Below are 24,933 nucleotides of genomic sequence, written 5' to 3' on the forward strand. Positions count from 1 at the left end.
CTTAAAGAAGTTTGGCGAGTGCCTTCATTTCGCTCATGACGGAAGCGGCGTCATGGTCAAGGCAATGGTCGATGTGGTCGTGGATCAGAGCACGCTTTGCCGCAGTCACGGCGCTTTCCACCGCCGATAGCTGGCGGGCGATGTCAAGGCAGGGCTTCCCCATCTCGATCATGCCGACGACGTGCCGAAGGTGGCCTTCGGCACGCTTGAGACGCTTTATCAAATCGGGATGACTTGAGTGCTTGTGTGCTTCCGTCATGCAAGAACTATATCCCCCCAGGGGGGATATGTCGAGGCAAGGATGCTTGTTCACAAACCGAGTTACGCGCCGGACGTAGCAAAAAGGGGGCCGAAGCCCCCTTGGTCAGATCAGGCCGCGTTCGGCGAAGGACGTGGTGCTACTGCCTGCGACGATCACGTGATCCAGCGTGCGAACGTCCACCAGTGCCAGCGCCTGCCGAAGCTGCGAGGTCAGCGCCTTGTCGGCCGCGCTCGGCTCGGGGTTGCCGCTTGGATGATTGTGCGAAACGATGACCGCCGCCGCATTGAGCCGCAGTGCCTGCTTCACCACTTCGCGCGGATGCACCTCGGCCGCGTCGATCGTGCCGTGGAACATCTCCACGTAGTCGATCAGCCGATGGCGCGTATCGAGAAACAGGACGGCAAAGACTTCGTGCTCGAAGCCGGCCAGCTTGGCGCGCAGATAATCCTTGACTGCCGCCGGCGAACTGAACGATGCACCGCGCTGCATCTTCTGTTCGATGACCTGGCGCGCGGCTTCCAGAATCTGGTCAGCGTCCGCCGGCCGATAGCGCCCTCGGCCATCGCGCACCATCAGCGGGGTATCGAGAGAGAGTGTGAGTTGCGACATGATCGTGCTCCGGTTGCTCGGGCGGAATTGCCCGGAACCGGCACCGGCACGGCGCAGCGCAAGCAGTCAGGGGTCGCAGACGGCCGCCAGGACGCAAGCGCGCTCAAGCGCGCGCCGCCCTTGACGGCGAGAACGCCGTGATACGGTGAAGGGAACAGCAAGACCGCCCACACCCGCCCACTGCACACCCTCGGCTTTCGGGGCAAGCGGAGCGCGCAGGCCCGATAGGGCCGGAGGCGTCAGGGGTCAAAGCCGAATGGCCGTGACTCGGAACGAGGCGCGGGGCGCAGCCCGCGAACCCGACGGCGGAACGCCGGGACGCCCGGTTACTGCTGGAGTTTCTTGGGCTGCTTCGACGTGCGCGATTCCAGCAAGCGCCGCGTAGTCTCCAATTCCTTCTGCAACAGCTCGGCATCCGGCAGCACGGTACGGTAGTTCGCCGCCATCACCTTCGACGGCAAGCCTTCCAGCGCATACCACGCCAGCGCATGGCCCTTGTCGGCGCAGAGGATCAAACCCACGGGCGGGTTTTCATCGGGATAGGCCCAATGCTCCTTGGCGTAGTTGCAATACATGAGCATCTGGCCCACGTCGGCATGGGACAGGCTGCCCAGCTTCAAGTCGATGATGACCAGGCAGCGCAGTCGTCGGTGGAAAAACAGAAGATCCACCCGATACCAGGTCTGGTCGATGCGCAAGCGTCGCTGCCGCCCGACGAAGGTGAACCCTTCGCCCAGCTCCAGCAGAAAATCCTCCAGCCGCTGGATCAGCGCGGCCTCCAGATCGGATTCGGAATACTCGTCCTTGAGGTTCAGGAACTCCAGCACATAGGGGTCTTTGATCGCATCGTCCGGCCTGACGGCATCCTCGGGCCTCGGCGCTGCGCCCTTGACCAGCATTGCCGCTTTGTCCTTGGACAAGGCCGTGCGCTCGTAGAACTGGCTGCCGATCTGCCGGTCAAGCTGGCGCACGCTCCAGCCGCCGCGTAGCGCTTCGGCTTCGTAGAAGCGGCGGGCATGGTCGTCCTTGACCGACAGCAGGCGCACATAAGCCGACCACGGCAGCGGGAACACCTGCGCCAGCTCGGTCAGGGTGAATTTCCGAGACACTGTCTCGGAAATCTCGGCAGGTAGCTCGTCACCCGATTTCCGAGACAGTGCCTCGGAAATCACGGGCCGAGGGTATGCGGCGAAGAACCGCCGCATGTTCTCCAAATTGTCCGGGCTGAAACCGCGCCCGAAGCGCGCGGTCAGGTCAGCGGACAGCCGGGCAATCAACTGCTCGCCATATCCCGCACGCCGCTTGCCCTGTTGTTCGGCCTCCACGATACGGCGGCCAATCTCCCAATAGCTGGCCGTCATCAGCGCATTGACGCTGCGCGCCGCCGCCTGGCGCGCAGCGTCCAGCAGTTCCACGATGCCGCCGTGGATGCCGGCGTAGCCGGCAGGCAGGGCGGCGTCTTTGGATGCCTTGGGCGTCCGGGCGCTCATGCCGTGGCCTCCTGCGGCTGCTGCTGCCGCGCCCCGGTGATGGTCTGCCGCCGGGTCGCCACCAGTTCGGCGGCCTGGCGCACCGGATCGTCCTCGGTATGGACATAGCGCATGAACATCGCCACGGTCTTGTGCGCCGTCAGCGCCATGCCGACCTTGACCGGAATACCCGAATTGGCAATGTCGGTCGCGGAGCGGTGGCGAATGCCGTGGGTGCCGACCTTCGGCACGCCGGCATTGCGAAGGATGCGCCGCCACCCCTGATAGTAGGTGTGGGTGCTGAGGGGCTTGCGGTGGTCGATGATCGCCGGGCAGACATAGGGCGAATCGCCATAGCGGGGGGCGCTCGTCAGCCGCCGCTTGGCTTCCTCGCTCAAGGGCTTGGACATATCGCCAGTCTTGCTGTCCGGCCAGACCACCCGGCCATTGGGCAGGTCGAGCCAATCCCACTGCAACAGCAGGATTTCCGACATGCGCGCCGCGAACTCAAATTGCAGCCGGACGGCCAGCAAGAGGATGGGATGCTCCAAGTTCTCGGCCTCGGCCTTGTCCAGATAGGCGAACAGCTTGACCATCTGGTCATCGGTAATGAGCCGGGTCGAGCCTTTCTCCGGGTACTTGGGCACATGGCGGCACGGGTTGGAGCCGTCTAGCCGGTAGCCCCATAGCTCGGCCAGATTGAACATTTTGCGCACGAGCGACAGCACCCGGTTGGCCTGGGTGGGCGACTTCTCCATGCGCTTCATCAGCGCGGTAATGTCGTTGCGCGTGACTTCGTGGACCTTCTTGGTTCCAAAGGCCGGAATGACGAAGGTGTCGATCTGGTACTGGTAGCCGGCCTGGGTGCTCGGCTTGTTGTGCGGCTTGGAGTGGTCATCCATGAACCGGCCGCACAGTTCCTTGACCGTCGGGGCCTTGCGGGCATCCGCCTTGTCCAGTCCGGGGTCGCCGCCGCGCCGGACTTCGGCCAGCCAGTCTTGCGCCAGCGATCGGGCCTGTTCGACCGTCAGCTCCCCGAACTGGCCGAGCGACGGTTTGCGCCGCACGCCGGAGTTCGTGCGGTACTGAAGCATGAATACCTTGCGCCCGGTTGGTGTAACCTTGCACAAGAAACCCGGAACGAGCGTATCCCGGAGTTCCACGTCGCAGGTTTGCGCCTGTGCCGTGTCAACGACGGACTTGGTGAGTTTGATTTTCGCCATGAGGGTGCTCCTTAAAGGCCCCGATTCCAGGGGCCGGCTAGGAGCCAAGCGAAAGGGAACCGGGGCGGTTTGCATCGCGCACCGGGATATGATGGAAGGCATTGGTTAGCTGGAAAACCTGCTACAGCAAGCCCCATCCAACCCTATCGTTGCCCCGGTGCGGAAGCCATGCTCTGGCTTAAAATCTCTCATCCGAAAGGGTATGCGGGTTCGACCCCCGCTCCGGGCACCAGTCACCACGCGGCTTTCAGCCTTCCAGCTTCGTCCTGTCATGTGCATTGCTGATTTTTGCAATAGCGCGAGCGCTCCCGTCACACCGCAATCGAACGCAATTACCAGGCTGTTTTGACTGAAGTTCCTATCGAGCTTGCTGGCATTGCGCCACTTCTCTTTTTAAATGTCCAGAAAGTTAGTGCGCGCACAATTGTGTCTGCAGACACATATGGTGCTATGCTGAGTCCATGGAATTAATCGAGCAATTGCCATGACTGCGACTCTTCAGGCACCCGCGTTTAGCAAAGACCAGTGCGCCGCCGGCCTTCGAACGGCGGTGAACATTCTCGAAAAATGGCAGGCATCTACCGAGCAGGCCTGTCGGATACTGCGTATTTCCCGCAGTACTCACGCGCGGGCCAAGCTGCGTAATGCGGATTGGTCGGTCAGTCTGGATCCCGACCAGATGCAGCGCGTCAGTTTCATTCTCAACATCCATGCAGCACTGCGGCTGATCTTCGATAACCCGGAGAACACTTACGGTTTTCCGGCAATGCCCAATCACAACGAATTCTTCAACGGACGATCGCCGCTGGAGGTAATGGCTCAAGGGGACATGATTTCCCTGTACGAGTCGTTCCGCCGTATCGACAGTCTGCGAGGCGCGCAGTGGTAGTGCCGCAGCGACTGCCAATACGGGCCGATGCCCGTTGTCAGTCGTACCGGCTGGTGAACTCCAAGTATCCCCCCATCGAACTGTTTGATGACGTAGCCGACGCCGAGGAGTTTGAAATCCTCTATCAGTTGCAGGCGCTGACCAACCCGCGGTTGCACAACGAGACTGGCCACCTCGAGCTGATCCCACGATCAGAGATACCGTTCGGTATTCCGGGCTGCTCCTACGCAACGGCACCGTTCACCCACGTGAACCCCGCCGGTTCGCGCTTCAGCGATGGCAGTTACGGCGTGCTGTATCTGGCCGACAGCATGGAAACGGCGCTGGCCGAGGTGAGGCATCACCAGGAGCAATACTGGTCGAATGTCGTGGGCTTGAACTTCGAGCGGTTCGTTTTTCGCGGGTTGTCATGCCAGTTCAACGAGGCCGGGCTGCTGGATGCCACGAGCGTGGCGATGTCGGATCCTATCTACGACACCGATGATTACGCTCACTCCCGCCAGTTCGGTCGTCTCGTCAGACAAGAGGGATTCCCCGGGTTGCGGTATCACTCGGTGCGCAGCCCAGGCCGGCTCTGCTGGGCACTCATGACGCCGCGGCGCGTATTGTCCATCGTTCAGACTGCGCACTACGAGATGATCTGGAACGCTGGCATCACCAGCGTCAGCACGATTACCGAAGTCTGATGCACCCAGGTGCGTTAGCCGCCCTCTCCTCCCTGCACCGGCCATCCGATTGCGCCCTGCTGCCAAACCGCTGTAACAATCATCGCGCATCGTCTGCTCATGGACTCCCCATGGCGCAAGGACGCTCCACCGAACTCACGACGTGAGGACGCGAACATGAGCAAGCGATCACTCGAAGAACTGGTTACCCGATCGGATATCAGCTCACTCCAGCCCATGGTGCATTGGCGCCGCGGCCGTCGTAACGGTCAGGACAGAACCGGACCGAACGCAGCAGCGCTGATTCAGCGCGCCACACATGATATCGGCATATTGAGAACCGCCGCGCACAGCTAAGCTCGACTCCTTCAGGCCTCGCGAACGGGCCACAGGGCTCGTTCCAGAGCTTTTTTACGGCCTTGACGGCTGTCAATGGCAAAAATAGTAAGCAGCCTATCTTTCGCTCCGATGTCAACCAAGGAGCGGCACATGAAGAACCTGCACCCTCATCACCTGACCCCCTACCTGTTGAGTGCCGGTCTGCTATGCAGTCCAGCGGCTTTCGCTCAGGAAAGCTTCAGCAGCATATTCACCGATGCGAAGCCGATTCTGGATCTGCGCTATCGCTACGAGCATGTCGATCAGGACAACGCCCTCAAGCACGCCAACGCGCAGACGCTGCGCACCCGCGTCGGCTTTCAGACCGGCAAGTGGTATGGCCTATCGGCTCTGCTCGAGGCAGACAACGTAAGCCGCCTGGGTGATGCCGCCTACAACAGCACACGCAACGGCCAGAGCGATTATTCCGTGGTAGCCGACCCCGACGGCAGCGAAATAAACCAGGCGCTGTTGCGCTACGACCACGATCTCGGCAACGCGATTGCCGGCCGTCAGCGCATCAATCTGGACAACCAGCGCTTCGTCGGTGGCGTCGGTTGGCGGCAGAACGAACAAACCTACGACGGTGTGCTCGGCCAACTGCAACCGCTCGACAAGCTGACGCTGACTTACGCCTACATCGACAACATCAACACGATCTTCGGCCCGGGTGACAATCGTTTCGACAATCGCAGCAACCCGGCCGATATCGAAGGCCACAGCCATCTGATCAACGCTCGCTATGCGTATTCACCGGCGCTGACGGCCACCGCCTACAGCTATCTGTTGGGGTTGAACAACATCGCCACTGCGCCCACCGCGGAACTCGGCACCCTGTCCAGCAAGACCACAGGCCTGCGCCTGAACGGTGCCCTCCACGACATCAGCTACGCCTTTGAATATGCGCGCCAGCAGGACTACGCAGGCAATCCGCAGGAGCTGAGCAGCGAGTACTACCTGGCCGAACTCGGCTATGCATTGCACGGCGCGACTTTGAAAGCGGGCATGGAGGTGCTGGGTGGCGATTCGGGGCCAGGCAATCGCGCTTTCCAGACGCCGCTTGCGACCAAGCATGCGTTTCAGGGTTGGGCCGATACCTTTCTGCTGACGCCGGCAGACGGCATGCAGGATGTCTATCTCGGCGGCACCTTGCCGTTGTTCGGCGGCACCTTGCAGGCCTGGTACCACGACTTCCGCGCCGAGCGCGGCAGCCAGCAGTATGGCGAGGAAATCGATATCGCCTACAGCCGCGCCATTCCGCTGGTCAAAGGCTTGGTGGCAACGGTCAAATACGCCGGCTACGACGCGGACGACTACTCGGTGGACACCGAAAAGCTCTGGGCACAGCTGCAGTACAGCTACTGAGCCGGTTCAGGTCGGGCGTTCGCGCTCGACCTGCCCTATCCGCTATCGCGCGTGACGAGGCAATCGCAGCGAGATGAGCGCGGCGAGCAGCACGAACAAGGATGAAACCCACAAGCAGGCCTGCAGCCCATAGGCCTGGGATACCCAGCCGGAAAGCAGGGTACCGATCAGTCGGCCCATGGCGTTGGACATGTAGTAGAAGCCCACGTCCAGCGAGACGCCGTCTTCCTTGGCGTAGCTGACGATCAGATAGCTGTGCAGCGAAGAGTTCACCGCGAACAGCGCACCGAACAGCAGCAGCCCGCCGATCAACACCCATTGGGACGACGCATCGGTTGTCAGGCCCACGGCGATCGCCGCCGGTAGCACCGCCAGCAGTGCAGCCCAGATGAAGGCTGCACGGCCATCCGGCACCTTGCCGCTGCGCTTGCCGGTAATGGCCGGCGCCATCGACTGGACGATGCCGTAGCCGATGATCCAGCAGGCCAGAAAGCCGCCGACCATCCAGAAATTCCAGCCGAAGACGGTGCTCAGGTACACCGGTAGCGCGATGACGAACCAGACATCGCGAGCCCCGAAGAGAAACAGCCGAGCTGCCGACAGCACATTGATTGCCTGGCTTTTGGAGAGGATGTCCTTGAATTTCGGCTTGGCCTTCGCTTTGCCAAGATCCTTTTTCAACAGCACCAGGCTGCTGATCCAGATCACCGCCAGCACCGCAGCCATCGCCAGGACCGCGCCACCGAATCCTAGCAGCGTGAGCAGCGCACCGCCGAGGAAAAAACCTACGCCCTTGAGCGCATTCTTCGAGCCGGTGAGGATGGCGATCCACTTGTACAGCGTGCCCTGCTGGCTGTCGGGTACCAGGAGCTTGATCGAGCTCTTGGCCGACATCTTGTTCAGGTCCTTGGCGATACCGGACAACGCCTGCGCACCCATCACCCAGGGCACCGTCAGCCACGCAGCTGGTACGGTGAGCATCAGCAGCGCCACCACCTGCATCGCCAGGCCAAGGTTCATCGTCCGGTTCAGGCCGAGCCGAGCGCCGAGATAGCCGCCAACCAGATTGGTGACGACACCGAACACCTCGTAGAACAGAAACAGGGCCGCGATCTGCAGCGGCGTGTAGCCCAGCGTGTGGAAATGCAGCACCACCAGCATGCGCAGCGCGCCATCGGTGAGCGTGAAAGCCCAGTAGTTACCAGTGACGATCAGGTACTGGCGCACCTCGGGGGACAGTCGGGCAAGGGCTCGCATAAGGTTCCGGATTGATTGGCCTGGGGTGCTGCGTGGTCGTCGGGATGAGACTGCCGATCAGTTTTCTGCACTGGAGCAAAGAGCGATGGGGCGTCAGAGTCATGGAGTGGCCGTCAGCTCACTTCCATCCGATCTTCACTCACCCGCAAGTTCCAGCCGTTGGCATCTCAGCCGGCCAATCCCACTTTGCGCGCCAGCTCCACGGTGCGGTTGGCGTAGCCCCATTCGTTGTCGTACCAGGCATAGATCTTCACCTGGGTGCCGTTGACCACCATGGTCGATAGCGCATCGATGATCGACGAGCGCGGATCGGTGCGGTAATCGATGGAAACCAGTGGCCGCTCCTCATACCCGAGAATGCCCTTCAGCTCGCCCTCTGCTGCGGCCTCGAGCAGCTGGTTCACCTCGGCGGCATCGGTAGCACGCTCCACTTCGAACACGCAATCGGTCAGCGAAGCATTGGCCAGCGGCACCCGCACGGCATGGCCGTTGAGCTTGCCGCGCAGCTCCGGGAAGATCTCGGCGATCGCCGTGGCCGAACCGGTCGTGGTAGGAATCAGACTCATGCCGGAGGCCCGCGCACGCCGCAGGTCCTTGTGCGGCTGATCGAGGATGCTCTGCGTGTTGGTCAGGTCATGGATGGTGGTGATCGAACCGTGGCGGATGCCGAGCTGCTCGTGGATCACCTTGACCACCGGCGCCAGGCAGTTGGTGGTGCAGGACGCCGCGGTGACGATGCGATGCTGCACCGGATCGAACAGCCCATCGTTGACGCCCATGACGATGTTCAGTGCACCCGGTTCCTTCACCGGCGCGCTGACCACCACGCGCTTCACGCCCTGCTCCAGATACTGCTGCAGCACGGCAACGGTCTTCATCTTGCCGCTGGCCTCGATGACCAGATCGCAGCCCGACCAGTCGGTGTCGGCGATCGCCTTGTTGGCGCTGACTTTCACGCGCTGACCGTCGATCACCAGGCAGTCGCCATCGGCTCCTGCTTCGTGCTGCCAGCGGCCGTGGATGGAATCGAAGTTCAGCAAATGCGCATGGGTGGCCGCGTCCCCTGCTGGATCGTTGATCTGCACGAAGTCCAGCTCCGGCCAATCCCACGCCGCGCGCAGTGTCAGACGTCCTATGCGGCCGAAGCCATTGATGCCAACTTTGATGCTCATGGATGACTCGCTTTTGGAAAGGTGCATCAGGGGGGTCGTGGCGCAAACATGATGATCGCCATGCCCAACATCGCCACGGCGCAGCCAAGCAGGTCCCACCAGGTCGGGCGAACACCATCGACCAGCCACAGCCAGACCAACGCTACGCCGACATACACGCCGCCGTATGCCGCGTACACACGCCCAGCGGCGGTGGGATGCAGCGACAGCAGCCAGGCGAACAGCGCCAGGGAAAGCGCAGCCGGCAGCAGCAACCAGATACTCTTGCCCTGTTTCAGCCAGAGGTACGGCAGATAGCAGCCGACGATCTCCGCTATCGCGGTAATGATGAACAGGCCAAGCGTATTCAGCATGAGAGGCCCGTCATGCGCCGAAGCGCTCGATCCAGCCGACATGCGCCGGATGCTGGATAACCTTGGGGCGAAGCGCCTGAACACTGGTGCCCTTGCTACCGGGGCACGGCGTGAAGATCAGCTGACCGGCGCTGCCGGGCACATCGAGGATGTCGTAGGGATGGGACACGCGAGCGATTCCTGGAAGTCAGATGGAGCGTTGATTGACGCGACGGGACAGCGCTTCGGCCGACTCCTTGCGTTCCGAATAGCGATCGACCAGGTAGTCGGCCCGGCCGCGTACCAGCAGGGTGAACTTGATCAGCTCCTCCATCACGTCCACCACACGGTCGTAATAAGCCGAGGGCTTCATCCGGCCCGCATCATCGAATTCGAGAAAGGCCTTGGCCACCGAGGACTGGTTGGGGATGGTGAGCATGCGCATCCAGCGACCCAGCACGCGCATCTGATTGAGCGCATTGAATGACTGCGAGCCGCCGCTGACCTGCATGATCGCCAGCGTCTTGCCCTGGGTCGGCCGCACTGCGCCCATGGCCAGCGGCACCCAGTCGATCTGCGCCTTGAACACCGCGCTCATCGAACCATGACGCTCCGGCGAACACCACACCTGCCCTTCCGACCACTGCATCAGCTCGCGCAGCTCCTGCACCTTAGGGTGGGTGTCCGGAGCATCGTCCGGCAGCGGCAATCCGGACGGATTGAAGATGCGTGCTTCGGCACCGAAACGCTCGAGCAGACGCGCAGCTTCCTGCACCAGCAAGCGACTGTAGGAGCGCTCCCGATTGGAGCCATAGAGCAGCAGGATGCGCGGCTTGTGCGCAGGCCCGTCTGGGAGGCCTAGCTTGGCGATGTCGGGCAGATCGAGCAGTTCCGGATCGATATTGGGCAGGTCGTCGTGCATGGGGCATTCCTGAACGTTGTGGCGAGTGAACGAAGCGATTCAATTACACGCCGCCGCCCGCTCGGGACGATTGCGCATGCTTTCAAGGCGCTGCACGTTGTCGCTCAGCCAGTTCTTGTTGGCGGCGAGGATCGGCTTGAACATGTCGGTCACCCAGTCGGGCAGATGCGGATGGAGTCGGTAATAGACCCACTGGCCCTGACGGCGGTCTTCCAGGATTCCACAGCCGCGCAGTAGCGCCAGATGCCGCGAGATCTTCGGCTGGCTCTCAGCCAACGCGCAGGTCAGTTCGCAGACACACAGTTCGCCTTCTCGAGCGACGAGCAAGGCGATCCGCACGCGCGTCTCGTCGGCCAGGCATTTGAATACGGTGGTGGGTGTCAGGTGCTCGACCATTGCTATCTTCTCAGCGCTTGTTCTTGACCAGCACGAACACCTTGATCCGCCCGGCATCTCGTAAAGCGCGCGCTGGCAAGCATCCGGCTGGTCGCTGTTCGCATCTCAGCAATATGCGTCTGGCCGAATATATTGTTTATCGCATGAACAAGTAAAGCGCCCTTTTATTTTACCGGGCATGGAATGCAAAGCCTTTTGCAGAGGTTTGTTCAGACGAAGCAAGGAGCGTATATTCGAGATCACATATATCTTTTCAAGCGAATATGAACTTTTGCCGGGAGCCGCTTGATGCCCCCCATTCTCGATGTGATCGTCATCGGCGGCGGACAGGCCGCGCTGACAACCGCGTACTTCCTGCGTCGCACCTCGCTGTCTTACCTGCTACTCGACGAGCAGCCCGGTCCCGGCGGCGCATGGCTGCATGCCTGGGACTCGCTGCGGCTGTTCTCGCCCGCCGCCTGGAGCTCGATTGCCGGCTGGCCGATGCCCAGCCCAACCGAGCCGGGCAATCCAACGCGCAACGACGTTATCGACTACTTGCGACGTTACGAAGACCGCTATCAGTTTCCGATTCAGCGTCCGGTTCGCGTCGATACGGTCACCCGTCTTGACGATCTCTGGCGTGTGCAAGCTGGCGATCAGCAGTGGCTGGCTCGCGCGGTCATCAGTGCGACGGGCACCTGGAGCAAGCCTTTCATTCCGCCTTATGAAGGACGCGAGCTTTTTCAGGGTGCGCAGATTCACTCAGCTCACTACCGTACCCCTGCTCCCTTCGCAGGGAAACGGGTAATGGTGGTGGGCGGCGGCAACTCCGGTGCGCAGGTCCTCGCCGAGCTATCCAGTGTCAGCGAAACGCTTTGGATCACCCAGGAGCCACCTGCGTTTCTGCCCGACGAGGTAGACGGTCGCGTGCTGTTCGAGCGCGCCACTGCGCGCTGGAAGGCGCAGCAGGAGGGGCGCAGCATCGACGAGCCGGCCGGCGGCTTCGGTGACATCGTCATGGTGCCGCCGGTGCGCGAAGCCCGCGAGCGTGGCGTCCTGGTCGCCGAACGCCCCTTTGCGCGCTTCACCGAAACGGGCGTCGAGTGGGCGGATGGGCGTCGTGAGAACCTCGATGCGGTGATCTGGTGCAGCGGTTTTCGTCCAGCCTTGGACCATCTTCGTGAGCTCGGCGTCGTCGAGGCAGATGGCAAAGTACAGGTAGAGGATACCCGTGTCGTGAAGCAGCCCAATCTATGGTTGGTGGGCTATGGCGACTGGACCGGCATGGCGTCTGCCACGCTGATCGGCGTCACCCGCACGGCGCGAAGCACCGCCGATCAGGTCGTTCAGGCATTGACCGCAACGCCTTCGCGGCGCCCGTAGCGACACCATCAATGCAATCCCGACTACCGTGCAGAAGGTGTAATTAGCGATGTCCAGTCAATGTGAAGTCGCCAGCAAGAAAGCCGACGGCGCCCCGCTCGGCTTCTTCGAGCGTTATCTGACGCTCTGGGTGTTCCTCTGCATCATCGCCGGCACCCTCCTCGGGCTGGGCATGCCCGCCGCCGCGCAAGCGGTCGGTGCGCTGGAAATCGCCCACGTGAACATCCCGGTCGGCCTGCTGATCTGGGTGATGATCATCCCGATGCTGATGAAGATCGATTTCTCGGCACTGCGCGAGGTTTATGCGCAGCGGACGAGCATGGGCATCACGCTGTTCGTCAACTGGGCAGTCAAGCCATTCACCATGGCGCTGCTTGGCTGGGTATTCATCAAGCACGTTTTCGCCCCGTGGCTCCCGGCTTCCGAACTCGACAGCTACATGGCCGGCCTGATCCTCCTGGGTGCCGCACCTTGCACGGCGATGGTCTTCGTCTGGAGCAACCTCTGCAACGGCAACGCCAACTTCACCCTGACCCAGGTGGCGCTGAACGACGTGGTAATGGTGTTCGCCTTTGCGCCAATCGTCGCGCTGCTGCTCGGCGTGTCCTCGATACCGGTGCCCTGGGACACCCTGCTGCTCTCGGTAGTGATGTACATCGTCATTCCGCTGGCCATCGCCCAGTTCATCCGCAGCCGGCTGATGAGGCGCGATGAATCGGCCTTCCAGGCGGCACTGGCGAAAGTGCAGCCATTTTCCATCGTAGCGCTGCTGGCAACCCTGGTGCTTCTGTTCTCCTTCCAGGGCGAAGCGATCGTTGCTCAGCCATTGATCATCGCCATGCTCGCGGTACCGATCCTGCTACAAACACTCCTTATCGCCGGGCTCGGCTACTGGCTCAATCGTCGCTTTCTGGTTCGCCATGATGTTGCCGGCCCCTCCGCGATGATCGGTGCTTCGAACTTCTTCGAACTGGCGGTTGCCGTCGCCATTGTGCTCTATGGTTTCAATTCCGGAGCGGCCCTCGCCACCGTGGTGGGCGTGTTGATCGAGGTACCGGTCATGCTCTGGCTGGTGCGCAGCATCAACCGCAGTCGTGACTGGTACCACCGCGCACTGCCTGCTGACTGAGCAAGGAGCGCCGACCAGCACTTGATCCTGAGCTGCGCACAGGCTGGCTCCATCAATGCAGCCTACTGACGACAGAGGCATGGACAGCCCCGTACAAGAGCAGCCTGCACCGGCCAGCGATACGCCGCCCTCAACAAGGGGTGCATTTGGGCAGTTTCTGGCGGAGCCGCCCTACCGAAGCGAAGCTGCTGCGCCGCATTCCTGCTGATCTTCTTTCTGCCGATGGACCAGCCGCGTTTCGAGAATGCAGTACTGGAAGGCCTGCGCCTGACGCTGTGGCATGCCCGCGAACATGTGATCCTCTGCCTGTTGCCAGCATTCGTCATCGCCGCTGCGATGGCCTTCAAAGCCAGCGAACCGTAGGCGCAAAAGCGCTTTGGGCAATCGCTATTGCCGTCCTCCCGATACCGGGACTTGCTGTTCTGGCTGCTGGTTGGCTTGCGCCGGGCGCGCTGATCAGGGTTTCAAGCCCAACAGATATAGCGCTTTACCCAGCACCCGCACCGAATCGGCATGTTTGCCAGCCTGGTGCAGCTGTTCACCTTCGGCGCGCAACTCGCGAACCTGCTGCAGCGTGGCGGCATCCTTGGGCGGATTGGTCTTGAGCCGCTCATCGATCTTGGCCATGTCCATGGGACAATGCATTGCCAGCAGTGGCGTACTGAACAGGACGGCAAAGGTAAAAGCTGTGAGGCGTCGCATGGCTGTTCTCCTCGCGAGGAAGTCGCTCACGAAGTATAGATAGCCTTTGCGGAGCCGCTCGCTGGCGAACGAATTGGTGCACCAACAAGCATGGCTTTTTAAGAAGCTAGCTTTTTGCTCGCGCAATAAAAAGCCCCAAGCAACGAATTGCTTGGGGCTTTCAATATGGAGGCCGATGTCGGAATCGAACCGGCGTACACGGATTTGCAATCCGCTGCATAACCACTCTGCCAACCGGCCTCAAAACGAAGGCGCCGCATGATTACTGCGGCGCGATCTTACAAACTGGAGCGGGAAACGAGACTCGAACTCGCGACCCCGACCTTGGCAAGGTCGTGCTCTACCAACTGAGCTATTCCCGCGTTGTCTTGGTGACGGGCGCCATTCTATACGATCGAATGCTGCCGTCAACCCTTTGATTAAAAAAGTTTTTATTTCTTTTCTGAGGTGCTCAGGTGCGGCCAGGCAGCCATCAGGTAATTGATCATCGACCAAAGCGTCAGCCCCGCCGCGACGATCAACAGCGCATAGCCCAGGCCCACCCAGATTGTTGGCTGAGGCGGATTGGCCAGCAGGATCACCAGCGCGACCATCTGCGCGGCGGTCTTCCACTTGCCCAGGTTCGACACCGCCACCTGTGCGCGAGCGCCGAGCTCGGCCATCCATTCGCGCAACGCCGAGACGACGATCTCCCGGCCGATGATGATCGCTGCCGGCAATGTCAGCCAGAGGTTGGAGTGCTCTTCGACCAGCAGTACCAGGGCTACTGCGACCATCAGCTTGTCCGCCACGGGATCGAGAAAGGCACCGAACGGCGTGCTTTGCTCCAGCCGGCGGGCCAGGTAGCCATCGAGCCAATCAGTCAGCGCGGCGACGGTGAATACCGCACTCGCAGCCAGATAGCTCCAGTAGAACGGAAGATAGAACAGCAGAATGAAGATGGGTATCAGCAGCACGCGTAGAACGGTGAGCAGGTTCGGGATATTCATCGGTACCACTGATCGGCGGAATTCGGGGACAGTTTACTCACTGTGCAGAGCGGCATAAATCGACTCGGCAAGCTTTTTACTGATGCCAGGAGCCTTGGCGATCTCGTCGAGGCTCGCTCTGCACAGCTCCTGAAGACCGCCGAAATGCGTAAGCAGTTCGCGACGGCGCTTCGGGCCGATGCCCGGAACGCCTTCCAGGGTCGAAGTTCGTCGCGCTTTTCCCCGTCTGGCACGGTGGCCGGTAATGGCGAAACGGTGAGCCTCGTCGCGCACCTGCTGGATCAGGTGCAGAGCCGGCGAGTCTGCGGGGAGCGTGAACTCGTGAGCCGCATCGTTGAGGTAAAGGGTCTCCAGCCCTGGCTTGCGCGTCACGCCCTTGGCCACGCCAAGCAGGATCAGGTCCGGCACGGCCAGTTCTTCGAGCACTTCTCGCGCCATGTTCAGCTGGCCCTTGCCGCCATCGACCAGCAGGATGTCCGGCAGCTTGCCCTCGCCCTCCGCCGCCTTGCGAAAACGCCGCGACAGTGCCTGATGCATTGCCGCATAGTCGTCTCCGGCGGTGACGCCCTCGATGTTGTAGCGGCGATAGTCGGATTTCAGCGGGCCTTCCGGGCCGAACACCACGCAGGAGGCGACGGTAGCCTCGCCGCTGGAGTGGCTGATGTCGAAGCATTCCAGGCGCATCGGTGGCTCGTCGAGCTCCAGCGCTTCGGCCAGTGCGTCGAAGCGTGCCGACAGATGCTGACGATTGGCCAGGCGCGCGCCCAACGCTTGTTCGGCGTTGGTCAGCGCCAGTTGCTGCCAGCGTGCCCGCGTCGCGCGTACCCGATGGGTGATGGTCAGCTCGACGCCACGCAGCTCGGAGATGGCGTCGATCAGCGTGGCGAAATCCTCGTGCACCGCATTGACGATCAGCTCGCTGGGCAGGTCGCGTTCCGTAGCCCCGAGGTAGTACTGCTCCAGAAAGGCCTGCAGCACCTCGCTGACGCTTTCCTCGATGGCGACCTGCGGAAAGAAGTTCTTGCTGCCCAGCACTCGCCCACCACGCACGGTGATCAAATGCACGCAAGCGCCGCCTGGGCTGACCACCGCGGCGACGATGTCGACATTGCCCGAACCCCCTTCCATGCTCTGCTGGTCCTGCACGCGGCGCAGGATGCCGATCTGGTCACGGATCTCGGCGGCGCGCTCGAAATCCAAATTCATCGCCGCCTTTTCCATGTTGCGCGACAGCTCCTCCGCCAGCGCGTTGCTGCGACCTTCGAGGAACATCACCGAGTGACGCACGTCTTCGGCGTACTCTTCGGGGTCGACCAGCTTCACGCATGGCGCCTTGCAGCGCTTGATCTGGTATTGCAGGCAGGGCCGGGTGCGGTTGCGGTAATAGCTGTCCTCGCATTGCCGCACGAAGAAGGCCTTTTGCAGCAGGCTCAGGCTTTCGCGGATCGCGCCAGCGCTAGGATAGGGGCCGAAGTAGCGTCCGGGCTCCTTCTTGGCGCCACGATGAATACTCAGTCTTGGAAATTCACCGGCCGAGAGGAACACATAGGGGTAGGACTTATCGTCCCGTAGCAGGATGTTGTACGGCGGCCGCCACTGCTTGATCAGGGTCTGCTCGAGCAGCAGCGCCTCGGTCTCGTTGGCGGTGATGGTGGTCTCGACCTGCGCGATCTTGGCCACCAGCGCCGCGGTCTTCGGCGCCTGCCCGGTCTTGCGGAAGTAGCTTGCCAGGCGCTTTTTCAGGTTCTTCGCTTTGCCCACATAGAGCAGCTTGGCCTGCGCATCGAACATGCGATAGACGCCCGGCCGGCCGCTGCAGGCGGCCAGGAACGCCGAGGAATCGAAGGCTTCTGTCATCAGTTGACGGTATCGACCATCCCGTGGCGAACCGCCAGCAGGGCCAGCTCGACATCACTGGTGATCGATAGCTTTTCAAAGATGCGATAGCGGTAGGTGTTGACTGTCTTCGGCGACAGGCAGAGCTTGTCGGAAATGTGCTGTACCTTCTGACAGTTGGCAATCATCAGCGCGATCTGTATTTCTCGCTCGGAAAGCAGGTCGAACGGTGACTCACTGAGCTGCGGCTGGAAGGACTTGAGCGCCAGCTGCTGAGCGATCTGCGGGCTGATGTAGCGCTGGCCGCCGAACACCATGCGGATGGCCTGCACCATTTCCTCCAGCGCCGCGCCCTTGGTCAGATAGCCTGCCGCCCCGGCCTGCAGCAGGCGAGTCGGAAAGGGATCTTCTTCACAGATGGTCACGGCAATGACCTTCAGGTCCGGGTAGCTGCGCAGCAGCTTGCGGGTCGCCTCCAGACCACCGATGCCCGGCATCTTGACGTCCATCAGCACCACATCGGGCTTGAGCTCTCGAGCCTTGCGGATCGCATCCTCGCCAGAATCCGCCTGACCGATCACCTGCAGCCCAGAGATGTCCGCCAGCATGCGACTGATGCCTGTGCGAACCAGATCGTGGTCATCGACCACCAGCACCCTAATCAAGCAGACACCTCATTGACCGAATTGAAAGCTGGCTGGCTGCTCGCTTTTTCAGGAGCGCACTCTATCAAAAAAATCATCGACCTGGCCGATCACGACGCAGGTAACTGATCGAGATCATAAGTCCGGCGTGCCAACCGACGAACTGCATGCTGAACGCCGATGGGCGGCCAAAGTCACAAAGCTGATGGCCTTTTCCGCGGATATCTCATGCTCACCCTGATCGCCGCACTGGTGCTGACAGCCACCCATATGCTGGCCGGAAGGCTGAGCAAACTACATCAGTTGCCGCGCAGCCGCTGGCTGTCCGCAGCCGGTGGCGTCGCCGTCGCGTATGTCTTCGTGCACCTGCTCCCCGAACTGGCCGACGGGCAGAGGGTGATGGAGGATAGCGGGTTTCACCCGTTGCGCTACCTTGAGCACCACGCCTATCTGCTGGCGCTAGGCGGCCTGGTCTGCTTCTACGGACTCGAGCGGCTGATCAAGCAGCACCGAGACGAGCGGCCTGACGGCGCACCTTCCCACGCGGGCGTGTTCTGGCTGCACATAGGTGCCTTCGCCGGCTACAACGCACTGATCGGGAATATCCTCGCCAACCGTGATCCTGGCCAGATGCTGGAACTGGTCTGGTACACCGTGGCCATGGCGCTGCACTTCATGGTCAACGATGTGGCCCTTCAGCATGACCACCAGGATCTGTTCGCTCGACGCGGCCGCTGGATCCTGGCGGGGTCAACACTGATCGGCTGGGCGTTCGGCTCGGTCATCGAACTCTCCGAGCTGGGTGTCTCGGCTGTAACCGCCTTCATCGCCGGCGCGATAATCCTCAACGTGCTCAAGGAGGAGCTGCCGACGGAACGGAACAGCCGATTCGGTGCATTCCTGCTCGGGTCGCTCGGCTATTCCTTCCTTCTATTGCTGATGTAGTCGAGCTGGCCGTGCCTGCGATTCATCTCCCAGGTCTGCGCATCAAGCGATAGGCGGCCGGGATCACGAACAGCGACAGCAGCGGCGCGCTCAGCATGCCGCCGACCATCGGCGCCGCGATGCGGCTCATCACCTCACTGCCGGTGCCCGTCCCCAGCAGGATCGGCAACAGACCGGCGACAATCACTGCCACGGTCATCGCCTTCGGGCGTACCCGCTGCACCGCACCTTCACGGATTGCTTCGCACAGCGCGGCCTCGCCGTTCGGTCCGTCGCGCCGCTGATCGGCCCAGGCGTTTTTCAGATACAGCAGCATGATCACGCCAAATTCCGCAGCGACCCCCGCCAATGCGATGAAGCCGACGCCGGTGGCCACCGACAGGTTGTAGTCCATCAGATAGAGGAACCAGACGCCGCCGGTCAGTGCGAACGGCAGGGTCAGCATGATCAGCACGGCCTCGTCCAGCCGGCCGAAGGTCAGGTACAGGAGGAAGAAAATGATCAGCAACGTCGCTGGCACCACCAGCTTGAGGCGCTCGTTGGCACGCTCGAGAAACTCGAACTGGCCCGAGTAAGCCAGGCTCATGCCGGGCAGCAGGCTGACTTCGGTGCTGACTGCATCGCGCAGATCGGCGACGACCGAAGCGATATCCCGGCCGCGCACGTCGACGTAAACCCAACCCGCCAGCCGCGCATTCTCGCTGCGCAGCATCGGCGGACCGTCGCTGATGCGCACTCGCGCCACGCTACCCAGGGTGATCTGGCCGCCCTGCGGCGTGAGGATCGGTAGCTGCTCCAGCGCCTGGGGAGTGTCGCGCCACTCTCGGGGATAGCGAACGTTGATCGGGTAGCGCGCCAGGCCCTCGATGGTTTCGCCTACGGTTTCGCCACCGATGGCACTGGAGACGATGGACTGCACGTCGGCGATGTTCAGTCCGTAGCGGGCGGCGTCCTGACGATCGATATCGATATCGACGTAACGCCCGCCGACCAGGCGCTCGGCCAACGCCGAGCTGACCCCCGGCACCTTTCTGGCAACGGCCTCCACCTGCTGGCTGACACGGTCGATCTCCTCCAGGTTGGCGCCGGCGATCTTCACCCCGATCGGGCTTTTGATACCGGTGGCGAGCATGTCGATGCGATTGCGGATCGGCGGAATCCAGATATTGGTCAGGCCTGGCACCTGCACCGCCCGGTCAAGCTCATCGATCAGCGTTTCCGGCGTCATGCCGGCGCGCCACTGCTCCCGCGGCTTGAAGCGGATGGTGGTCTCGAACATTTCCAGCGGTGCCGGATCGGTCGCCGACTCGGCGCGGCCAGCCTTGCCGAACACGGTTTCGACTTCCGGAACCGTGCGGATCATGCGATCGGTCTGTTGCAACAGCTGCGCTGCTTTCTGTGCTGACAGTCCCGGCAGCGCCGAAGGCATGTAGAGCAGATCCCCCTCGTCCATCGGCGGCAGGAACTCCCCGCCCAGTCGCGACATCGGCCACAGCGTGGTAGCCAGGATCAGCACGGCTACGGCGATGGTCGATTTCGGGTGATCCAGCACTGCATTCAGCGCAGGACGATAGACCCGTATCAACCCGCGGTTGAGCGGATTGCGCGCCTCGTCCGGCAGCTTGCCGCGAATCCAGTAGCCCATCAGCACGGGCACCAGGGTGACCGAAAGCCCGGCCGCTGCGGCCATGGCATAGGTCTTGGTAAAGGCCAGCGGGCCGAACAGGCGGCCTTCCTGCGCTTCGAGGGTGAACACCGGAATGAACGACAGGGTGATGATCAACAGGCAGAAGAACAGCGCCGGCCCAACTTCCTGCGCCGCGCTTGTCATCACCTGCCAGTGCTCTTCACCCTCCAGCGCCTTGCCGGGGTTGGCGTGGCGCCAGGCCTCGGCCTTCTTGTGGGCGTTCTCGATCATCACCACCGCCGCATCGACCATCGCGCCGATGGCGATGGCGATACCGCCGAGCGACATGATGTTGGCGTTGATGCCCTGGTAACGCATCACGACGAAGGCGATCAGTATGCCGATGGGCAGCGAGACGATCGCCACCAGGGAGGAGCGCAGGTGCCAGAGAAAGACTCCGCACACCAGCGCGACGACAATGAACTCCTCCAACAGCTTGAAGCTGAGATTCTCCACCGCGCGGTCGATCAGTTCGCTGCGGTCGTAGGTGGTGATGATCTCGACGCCCTCGGGCAGGCTGCTTTTCAGTTCTTCCAGCTTGGCGTGTACAGCGGCCAGGGTTTCCCGCGCGTTCTTGCCGCTGCGCAGGATCACCACCCCGCCGACCGTTTCTCCCTCCCCATCGAGTTCAGCGATGCCCCGGCGCATTTCCGGGCCGAGCTGAATATGTGCCACATCACCCAACGTGACCGGTACGCCCCTGGCGCTTAGCTGCAATGGAATCTGGCGAAAATCCTCGAGCGTCTGCAGGTAGCCGGAGGCGCGGACCATGTATTCGGTTTCGGCCAGTTCGAGTACGGCGCCGCCGGTCTCCTGATTGGCGGCGCCGATGGCCTCGATCACCTGCGCCTGAGTGACGGCAAGGCTGGCCATCTTCAGTGGATCGAGCACGACCTGATACTGCTTGACCATGCCACCGATGGTCGCCACCTCGGCCACGTTGGGCAGCGTGATCAGTTCGTACTTGAGGAACCAGTCCTGCAGGCTGCGCAGCTGCGCGAGATCATGCGTACCGCTGCGGTCGACCAGCGCGTACTGGTAGATCCAGCCGACGCCGGTGGCATCCGGCCCGAGAGATGGCTTGGCACCTGCGGGCAGCCGGCTCTGCACCTGGCTCAGGTACTCCAGCACCCGTGAGCGCGCCCAGTACAGATCGGTACCGTCCTCGAACAGCACGTAAACGAAGCTGTCGCCGAAGAACGAATAGCCGCGCACCGTCTTTGCCCCGGGTACCGAAAGCATGGTGGTGGTCAGTGGATAGGTCACCTGGTTTTCGACGATCTGCGGCGCCTGCCCCGGATAGGGCGTGCGGATGATCACCTGCACGTCGGACAGGTCAGGCAGCGCGTCGATCGGCGTGGTACGTACCGCCCAGATGCCCACGGCAGTCATCAGCAACGTCGCCATCAGCACCAGGAACCGATTGAGGATGGACCAGCGAATCAGCGCGGCGATCATGGCTGCTTCTCCAGCGGCTGGATTCGCTCGATCAGCAGGCCTTCATCGGTTTCCCGGACGGCGAAACGGACCCGGTCCTCGACCTCGATGTCCTGCAGCAATGCCGCATCGGCCACCGCGAACGCCATCGTCATGCCGGGCATGCCAAGCGTATGGAACGGGCCGTGTGCGATCTTCACGCGCGCATCAGCGAGCGCCATGACGCGGCCCTCGGATTCATGCAGCGCCGGTGCCGGCTGAGCATGGCCATGGTCGTGATCGTGATCGTGATCGTGATCGTGCTGGATATCACTAGTCGCAGGCGTCGCAACGATGCCGCGCAGGCTGGCCTCGGAGTCCAGCAGGAACTGGCCGGACGCGACTACCTGCTGGCCCTCTTCCAGGCCGCGGAGAATGACAGTCTGGCTGCCGCTCTCCCGCCCAGTCTCGACTTCCACCGGACGATAGCGGCCGCCAGCCTCGGCCAGCATCACCAGGCTGCGGCGCCCGGTGCGAATGACAGCTTCGCCCGGAATCAGCAGAACCGACGCATTGTCTCCACCGGCCAGGCTGGCCTGAGCCGTCAGCCCGGGCCGCAGCAGTCCGTCTGGATTGGGCAGCTGTACTCGCACCCGCAGGGTACGGCTTGCGGCATTGGCTTCCGGCAACACCGCGGTGATTTCACCCTCGATGAGCTGACCCGGCAGCGCCGGCAGCCGCGCGGTGGCGCGCTGGCCAACGCGGATGCCCTGGCTTTGCGCCTCTGGCACCGCTACTTCCAGCCAGACGCTGTCCAGCCCATTGACCCGCGCGAGAGGCGCACCGGCCGCAAGCGTCATGCCTTCGCGAACATCCAGTTCCTGCAGTACGCCAGCGATCGGGGTGGAAATGGTAATGGACGCGTTGACCTTGCCACTGCGCTCGAGCTGGCTGATGGTCGATGCCGGCATGCCGGCCAAACGCAGGCGCTGCCGTGCGGCTGCCAGCAGCGCTGGCTCGCCGATGCGCCGCAGGGCCAGGTATTCCTCCTGGGCGGCCGTCCATTCGGGGATCAGCAGATCGGCCAGCGCTGCGCCCTCGTCCAGCACATCGCCTGGTGCATGCCGATACACGCGTTCGACGAACCCGCCGGCTCGCGCCTGAACCAGCGCGACATCACGCGCGTTGTATTCGAGCACGCCGACCGCTTCGACCACATTCGCCAGCTGTCCGCGGCTGACGGTTGCCAGGCGAATACCAAGGTTCTGCGTGACGCCGGCATCGATACTGATGGCGGCGACATCGCCATCTTCGTTTGCGTAGCGCGGCACCAGGTCCATATCCATGAACGGTGACTTGCCGGGCTTTTCGAAACGCTGCTGCGGAACCATCGGGTCGTACCAGTACAGTACCTCGGCGTCGCGCTTGAGCGCGGATACAGGCGGTTCTGAAGTCTGGTCATCAGAGCTGGCCAGCCAATAGCCGCCCCCCGCGCCGATCAGTGCCGTCACTCCGGCCAGGGTGACGCTTGCGAGAATATTCCGGCTCATTTGGCTTCTCCGTAAGCGAGGTGCAGGCGCGCAGCCGCGATGGCTACCAGACCTTGCAGGTCGATGTGTTCAAGGCGGGTCTCGATCAGCTCGTTGCGCGCTGTCAGCAATGCTTCCAACTCGTTGGTTCCGGCTCGGTAGCCGGTCATCGCCAGCTCCACCTTCTCCTCTCCCAGCGGCAGCAGCACCTCGGCGTTGCGTTCGAGTGCGCGCTGCAAGCGATCCAGCTCGGCCAGTTCGCTGTCCAGCCGCTCGACGAATTCGCGCGTCATGGCTTCGCGCTCGGCTTCCAGTTGTTCGAGCTCGGCGTAGCGGGCGGCGATCCGCGGGTTCTGCCGCGAGCGCTGAAAGAGCGGCAGGTCGAAACTGAATTGCAGGTTGACCATGTCGCCGTACTCGCGACCGCGCTTGAGATAGCTGACCTCCCAGCTCCAGTCGACCTGTTTCTCGGAGGTCGCCTCACGGATGCGTGCCTGCGCCACCTGGGTCATAGGTGCATAGGCGGTCAATTGCGGGTGCTGCTCGACCCGCTGCGCCAGTTGCTCAGGGGCAATGGTCCAGCGCGGCGGTTCGCCGAGCAGCGGCCGGTTGCCATCGCTGCCGACCCAACGCACCAGCGCCGCGCGTGCCTGGCGGCGCTGCTGCTCCAGTTCGTCCTGGCGATCAGCCAATAGCGCTGCCTGTTGCTTCGCCGCGACGCTGTCGGTCAACTGCCCTTGCCCGCCGGCGATGCGAGCCCGAATCGCTTCGGCGAGCAGGCGGTTCTCCTCGAACAATTGGTCGAACAGCCGGATCTTGCGCTCCACCGCGTGCGTGGCAATCCACGCCTGGGCAGTCGCCAGACGTACCCTGAGGGTTTCCACCTCGCGCGAGGCGCCCGCGCGCGCTACAGACGCCTGTGCCACATCGCTACGCGCCTTGCGCTTGTCGCGATTCGGTACTTCCTGCATCACGCCGACCATGCGCATGGTCATGCCATCATCATCGAGGCTCCAGCGTTCGGCACCCTCGATGGGCAGATTCTGCAGGCCCAGCAACAATTTTGGGTCGGGCAGTTCGCCCGCTGCGACGGCTTCGCTACGCGCGGCCTGCAGCCTTGACGCCTCGGCACGCAGCGATGGCGCCTGCTGTTGCGCAAGGCTCAGGGCATCGTCGAATGTAAGCCCGGCGGCTGCGCCGGGCAGGCCGAACGCGGCGACAAAAACCACGCCCGCGAACGGCCGGTATTTCCCTATCAGTCGGGAGATCATGAATTGGATTCCTCGGTTTCCTGCATGCCGCAAGGCATGCTTACAGCGCCTCAACGTATGAACGTGGGGCGAGTCAGGTCAGCGATGGAATCAGTAACGCGGGGGGCGCCAGACGTCGGCGTTGGAGCGGGCAGGAAAGAACTCAGAATAATGTACTGCGAGTTGCGGCAGGGAGACGGCGAGCTGCGGCTGCGCTACGCCGGTCTGCAACATGCTGCCGGTCTTGCACTGGTGGCCGCTTTTACACAGTGGGCTGCTCTCGTGCGAATGCGCACCCTCGTCCTGGGCTTCAGCCTGGTGTGCGAAATGCCCGGAGGTCTCCATGTCGCTTTGCATCTGGCACGGATCTGCCCTCAGCTCGAGCGCAGCCATGCTGCTCACGGGGAGCGCGAGGCTGAGCAACAGGACGAGTAGCAGATGCAGATGGGCTTTCATGGCAAGCAGTCTATCCGAGACGGCGCCCGGTAAAACTTGATCCAGA

26 protein-coding genes and 2 tRNA genes are annotated in these 24,933 nt (G+C 62.3%); 8 read left to right on the forward strand and 20 right to left on the reverse strand.

Features of this window, described 5'->3' with window-relative positions:
* Position 1: 1 nt before the first annotated feature.
* The 4 genes from P5704_002135 to P5704_002150 form a co-directional block, all read right to left on the reverse strand.
* Positions 2 to 259 (reverse strand): metal-sensing transcriptional repressor, encoded by a 258-nt coding sequence (locus P5704_002135; GenBank protein ID WOF79328.1) that lies wholly within the window; start codon positions 257 to 259, stop codon positions 2 to 4.
* Positions 260 to 364: 105 nt separating this feature from the next.
* Positions 365 to 871 carry a DNA repair protein RadC gene (gene radC / locus P5704_002140; protein ID WOF79329.1) on the reverse strand — a complete coding sequence of 169 codons (507 nt, stop codon included), beginning with the start codon at positions 869 to 871 and terminating at the stop codon, positions 365 to 367.
* A gap of 326 nt (positions 872 to 1,197) precedes the next feature.
* The gene (locus P5704_002145; GenBank protein ID WOF79330.1) at positions 1,198 to 2,361 is read right to left on the reverse strand and encodes a PDDEXK nuclease domain-containing protein; all 1,164 of its coding nucleotides are present in this window, start codon (positions 2,359 to 2,361) and stop codon (positions 1,198 to 1,200) included.
* The gene (locus tag P5704_002150) at positions 2,358 to 3,563 is read right to left on the reverse strand and encodes a site-specific integrase (GenBank protein ID WOF79331.1); all 1,206 of its coding nucleotides are present in this window, start codon (positions 3,561 to 3,563) and stop codon (positions 2,358 to 2,360) included. Before P5704_002150 ends, P5704_002145 begins: the two co-directional genes overlap by 4 nt.
* Positions 3,564 to 4,047: 484 nt before the next feature.
* On the opposite strand from P5704_002150, the gene P5704_002155 reads away from it, so the two are divergent.
* The 4 genes from P5704_002155 (at position 4,048) to P5704_002170 (ending at position 6,860) form a co-directional block, all read left to right on the forward strand.
* Positions 4,048 to 4,452, forward strand: a complete 405-nt coding sequence (locus P5704_002155; protein WOF79332.1) for a hypothetical protein — start codon at positions 4,048 to 4,050, stop codon at positions 4,450 to 4,452.
* Positions 4,452 to 5,138 carry an RES family NAD+ phosphorylase gene (locus P5704_002160; protein WOF79333.1) on the forward strand — a complete coding sequence of 229 codons (687 nt, stop codon included), beginning with the start codon at positions 4,452 to 4,454 and terminating at the stop codon, positions 5,136 to 5,138. Before P5704_002155 ends, P5704_002160 begins: the two co-directional genes overlap by 1 nt.
* 156 nt (positions 5,139 to 5,294) lie before the next feature.
* A complete protein-coding gene (locus P5704_002165; protein WOF79334.1) occupies positions 5,295 to 5,474 on the forward strand; it encodes a hypothetical protein in 180 nt (59 codons plus the stop codon).
* A gap of 132 nt (positions 5,475 to 5,606) precedes the next feature.
* Positions 5,607 to 6,860, forward strand: coding sequence for an alginate export family protein (locus P5704_002170; GenBank protein ID WOF79335.1), 1,254 nt, complete (start codon positions 5,607 to 5,609; stop codon positions 6,858 to 6,860).
* A 42-nt stretch (positions 6,861 to 6,902) separates the two neighbouring features.
* Here the strand turns inward: P5704_002170 and arsJ are convergent, their stop codons facing one another.
* The 6 genes from arsJ to P5704_002200 form a co-directional block, all read right to left on the reverse strand.
* On the reverse strand, positions 6,903 to 8,117 hold the full coding sequence (gene arsJ, locus P5704_002175) for an organoarsenical effux MFS transporter ArsJ (protein ID WOF79336.1): 1,215 nt from the start codon (positions 8,115 to 8,117) through the stop codon (positions 6,903 to 6,905).
* 167 nt (positions 8,118 to 8,284) lie between these two features.
* Positions 8,285 to 9,289 carry an ArsJ-associated glyceraldehyde-3-phosphate dehydrogenase gene (locus tag P5704_002180; GenBank protein ID WOF79337.1) on the reverse strand — a complete coding sequence of 335 codons (1,005 nt, stop codon included), beginning with the start codon at positions 9,287 to 9,289 and terminating at the stop codon, positions 8,285 to 8,287.
* 26 nt (positions 9,290 to 9,315) lie between these two features.
* Positions 9,316 to 9,642, reverse strand: coding sequence for a YnfA family protein (locus tag P5704_002185; protein ID WOF79338.1), 327 nt, complete (start codon positions 9,640 to 9,642; stop codon positions 9,316 to 9,318).
* Positions 9,643 to 9,652: 10 nt separating this feature from the next.
* The gene (locus P5704_002190; GenBank protein ID WOF79339.1) at positions 9,653 to 9,811 is read right to left on the reverse strand and encodes a hypothetical protein; all 159 of its coding nucleotides are present in this window, start codon (positions 9,809 to 9,811) and stop codon (positions 9,653 to 9,655) included.
* Between the two features lie 18 nt (positions 9,812 to 9,829).
* Entirely contained in the window at positions 9,830 to 10,543 is a 714-nt protein-coding gene (gene arsH / locus P5704_002195; protein ID WOF79340.1) for an arsenical resistance protein ArsH, read from the reverse strand.
* A 39-nt stretch (positions 10,544 to 10,582) separates the two neighbouring features.
* Entirely contained in the window at positions 10,583 to 10,939 is a 357-nt protein-coding gene (locus tag P5704_002200) for a metalloregulator ArsR/SmtB family transcription factor (protein WOF79341.1), read from the reverse strand.
* A gap of 288 nt (positions 10,940 to 11,227) precedes the next feature.
* Between P5704_002200 and P5704_002205 the strand changes: the two genes are divergently transcribed.
* The 3 genes from P5704_002205 to P5704_002215 all read left to right on the forward strand — a co-directional run bounded on the left by P5704_002205 (position 11,228) and on the right by P5704_002215 (position 13,796).
* A complete protein-coding gene (locus P5704_002205) occupies positions 11,228 to 12,304 on the forward strand; it encodes an ArsO family NAD(P)H-dependent flavin-containing monooxygenase (GenBank protein ID WOF79342.1) in 1,077 nt (358 codons plus the stop codon).
* Between the two features lie 49 nt (positions 12,305 to 12,353).
* Positions 12,354 to 13,433 (forward strand): ACR3 family arsenite efflux transporter, encoded by a 1,080-nt coding sequence (gene arsB / locus P5704_002210; GenBank protein WOF79343.1) that lies wholly within the window; start codon positions 12,354 to 12,356, stop codon positions 13,431 to 13,433.
* Positions 13,434 to 13,655: 222 nt separating this feature from the next.
* On the forward strand, positions 13,656 to 13,796 hold the full coding sequence (locus P5704_002215; protein ID WOF79344.1) for a hypothetical protein: 141 nt from the start codon (positions 13,656 to 13,658) through the stop codon (positions 13,794 to 13,796).
* 93 nt (positions 13,797 to 13,889) lie between these two features.
* On the opposite strand, the gene P5704_002220 is transcribed toward P5704_002215, so the two are convergent.
* The 6 genes from P5704_002220 to uvrY form a co-directional block, all read right to left on the reverse strand.
* Entirely contained in the window at positions 13,890 to 14,135 is a 246-nt protein-coding gene (locus tag P5704_002220) for a hypothetical protein (GenBank protein WOF79345.1), read from the reverse strand.
* A 166-nt stretch (positions 14,136 to 14,301) separates the two neighbouring features.
* Positions 14,302 to 14,375, reverse strand: a tRNA-Cys gene (locus P5704_002225).
* Positions 14,376 to 14,421: 46 nt separating this feature from the next.
* A tRNA-Gly gene (locus tag P5704_002230) sits at positions 14,422 to 14,497 on the reverse strand.
* Between the two features lie 69 nt (positions 14,498 to 14,566).
* A complete protein-coding gene (pgsA, locus tag P5704_002235; protein WOF79346.1) occupies positions 14,567 to 15,124 on the reverse strand; it encodes a CDP-diacylglycerol--glycerol-3-phosphate 3-phosphatidyltransferase in 558 nt (185 codons plus the stop codon).
* A gap of 33 nt (positions 15,125 to 15,157) precedes the next feature.
* On the reverse strand, positions 15,158 to 16,981 hold the full coding sequence (gene uvrC / locus P5704_002240; protein ID WOF79347.1) for an excinuclease ABC subunit UvrC: 1,824 nt from the start codon (positions 16,979 to 16,981) through the stop codon (positions 15,158 to 15,160).
* Positions 16,981 to 17,625, reverse strand: a complete 645-nt coding sequence (uvrY, locus tag P5704_002245; GenBank protein WOF79348.1) for a UvrY/SirA/GacA family response regulator transcription factor — start codon at positions 17,623 to 17,625, stop codon at positions 16,981 to 16,983. Before uvrY ends, uvrC begins: the two co-directional genes overlap by 1 nt.
* 207 nt (positions 17,626 to 17,832) lie before the next feature.
* Here uvrY and P5704_002250 point away from each other — a divergent pair, with 207 nt between their 5' ends.
* Complete coding sequence (locus P5704_002250; protein WOF79349.1) at positions 17,833 to 18,549, forward strand: hypothetical protein; 717 nt, start codon at positions 17,833 to 17,835, stop codon at positions 18,547 to 18,549.
* A 22-nt stretch (positions 18,550 to 18,571) separates the two neighbouring features.
* Here the strand turns inward: P5704_002250 and P5704_002255 are convergent, their stop codons facing one another.
* The 4 genes from P5704_002255 to P5704_002270 all read right to left on the reverse strand — a co-directional run bounded on the left by P5704_002255 (position 18,572) and on the right by P5704_002270 (position 24,887).
* Positions 18,572 to 21,694 (reverse strand): efflux RND transporter permease subunit, encoded by a 3,123-nt coding sequence (locus P5704_002255; GenBank protein WOF79350.1) that lies wholly within the window; start codon positions 21,692 to 21,694, stop codon positions 18,572 to 18,574.
* Entirely contained in the window at positions 21,691 to 23,202 is a 1,512-nt protein-coding gene (locus tag P5704_002260; protein ID WOF79351.1) for an efflux RND transporter periplasmic adaptor subunit, read from the reverse strand. Before P5704_002260 ends, P5704_002255 begins: the two co-directional genes overlap by 4 nt.
* Positions 23,199 to 24,452, reverse strand: a complete 1,254-nt coding sequence (locus tag P5704_002265) for a TolC family protein (GenBank protein ID WOF79352.1) — start codon at positions 24,450 to 24,452, stop codon at positions 23,199 to 23,201. Before P5704_002265 ends, P5704_002260 begins: the two co-directional genes overlap by 4 nt.
* Before the next feature lie 90 nt (positions 24,453 to 24,542).
* The gene (locus tag P5704_002270) at positions 24,543 to 24,887 is read right to left on the reverse strand and encodes a hypothetical protein (protein ID WOF79353.1); all 345 of its coding nucleotides are present in this window, start codon (positions 24,885 to 24,887) and stop codon (positions 24,543 to 24,545) included.
* Between the last annotated feature and the right edge of the window lie 46 nt (positions 24,888 to 24,933).

This window comes from Pseudomonas sp. FeN3W (genome assembly GCA_030263805.2).
Lineage (GTDB): Bacteria > Pseudomonadota > Gammaproteobacteria > Pseudomonadales > Pseudomonadaceae > Stutzerimonas > Stutzerimonas stutzeri_G.

Excerpts from the sequence above, each read along its gene's own strand:
- P5704_002135 (WOF79328.1), bottom strand. The coding sequence starts at position 259 with ATGACGGAAGCACACAAGCACTCAAGTCATCCCGATTTGATAAAGCGT.
- radC (WOF79329.1), bottom strand. The coding sequence starts at position 871 with ATGTCGCAACTCACACTCTCTCTCGATACCCCGCTGATGGTGCGCGAT.
- P5704_002145 (WOF79330.1), bottom strand. The coding sequence starts at position 2,361 with ATGAGCGCCCGGACGCCCAAGGCATCCAAAGACGCCGCCCTGCCTGCC.
- P5704_002150 (WOF79331.1), bottom strand. The coding sequence starts at position 3,563 with ATGGCGAAAATCAAACTCACCAAGTCCGTCGTTGACACGGCACAGGCG.
- P5704_002155 (WOF79332.1), top strand. The coding sequence starts at position 4,048 with ATGACTGCGACTCTTCAGGCACCCGCGTTTAGCAAAGACCAGTGCGCC.
- P5704_002165 (WOF79334.1), top strand. The coding sequence starts at position 5,295 with ATGAGCAAGCGATCACTCGAAGAACTGGTTACCCGATCGGATATCAGC.
- P5704_002170 (WOF79335.1), top strand. The coding sequence starts at position 5,607 with ATGAAGAACCTGCACCCTCATCACCTGACCCCCTACCTGTTGAGTGCC.
- arsJ (WOF79336.1), bottom strand. The coding sequence starts at position 8,117 with ATGCGAGCCCTTGCCCGACTGTCCCCCGAGGTGCGCCAGTACCTGATC.
- P5704_002180 (WOF79337.1), bottom strand. The coding sequence starts at position 9,289 with ATGAGCATCAAAGTTGGCATCAATGGCTTCGGCCGCATAGGACGTCTG.
- P5704_002185 (WOF79338.1), bottom strand. The coding sequence starts at position 9,642 with ATGCTGAATACGCTTGGCCTGTTCATCATTACCGCGATAGCGGAGATC.
- arsH (WOF79340.1), bottom strand. The coding sequence starts at position 10,543 with ATGCACGACGACCTGCCCAATATCGATCCGGAACTGCTCGATCTGCCC.
- P5704_002200 (WOF79341.1), bottom strand. The coding sequence starts at position 10,939 with ATGGTCGAGCACCTGACACCCACCACCGTATTCAAATGCCTGGCCGAC.
- P5704_002205 (WOF79342.1), top strand. The coding sequence starts at position 11,228 with ATGCCCCCCATTCTCGATGTGATCGTCATCGGCGGCGGACAGGCCGCG.
- arsB (WOF79343.1), top strand. The coding sequence starts at position 12,354 with ATGTCCAGTCAATGTGAAGTCGCCAGCAAGAAAGCCGACGGCGCCCCG.
- P5704_002215 (WOF79344.1), top strand. The coding sequence starts at position 13,656 with ATGGACCAGCCGCGTTTCGAGAATGCAGTACTGGAAGGCCTGCGCCTG.
- P5704_002220 (WOF79345.1), bottom strand. The coding sequence starts at position 14,135 with ATGCGACGCCTCACAGCTTTTACCTTTGCCGTCCTGTTCAGTACGCCA.
- pgsA (WOF79346.1), bottom strand. The coding sequence starts at position 15,124 with ATGAATATCCCGAACCTGCTCACCGTTCTACGCGTGCTGCTGATACCC.
- uvrC (WOF79347.1), bottom strand. The coding sequence starts at position 16,981 with ATGACAGAAGCCTTCGATTCCTCGGCGTTCCTGGCCGCCTGCAGCGGC.
- P5704_002250 (WOF79349.1), top strand. The coding sequence starts at position 17,833 with ATGCTCACCCTGATCGCCGCACTGGTGCTGACAGCCACCCATATGCTG.
- P5704_002255 (WOF79350.1), bottom strand. The coding sequence starts at position 21,694 with ATGATCGCCGCGCTGATTCGCTGGTCCATCCTCAATCGGTTCCTGGTG.
- P5704_002260 (WOF79351.1), bottom strand. The coding sequence starts at position 23,202 with ATGAGCCGGAATATTCTCGCAAGCGTCACCCTGGCCGGAGTGACGGCA.
- P5704_002265 (WOF79352.1), bottom strand. The coding sequence starts at position 24,452 with ATGATCTCCCGACTGATAGGGAAATACCGGCCGTTCGCGGGCGTGGTT.
- P5704_002270 (WOF79353.1), bottom strand. The coding sequence starts at position 24,887 with ATGAAAGCCCATCTGCATCTGCTACTCGTCCTGTTGCTCAGCCTCGCG.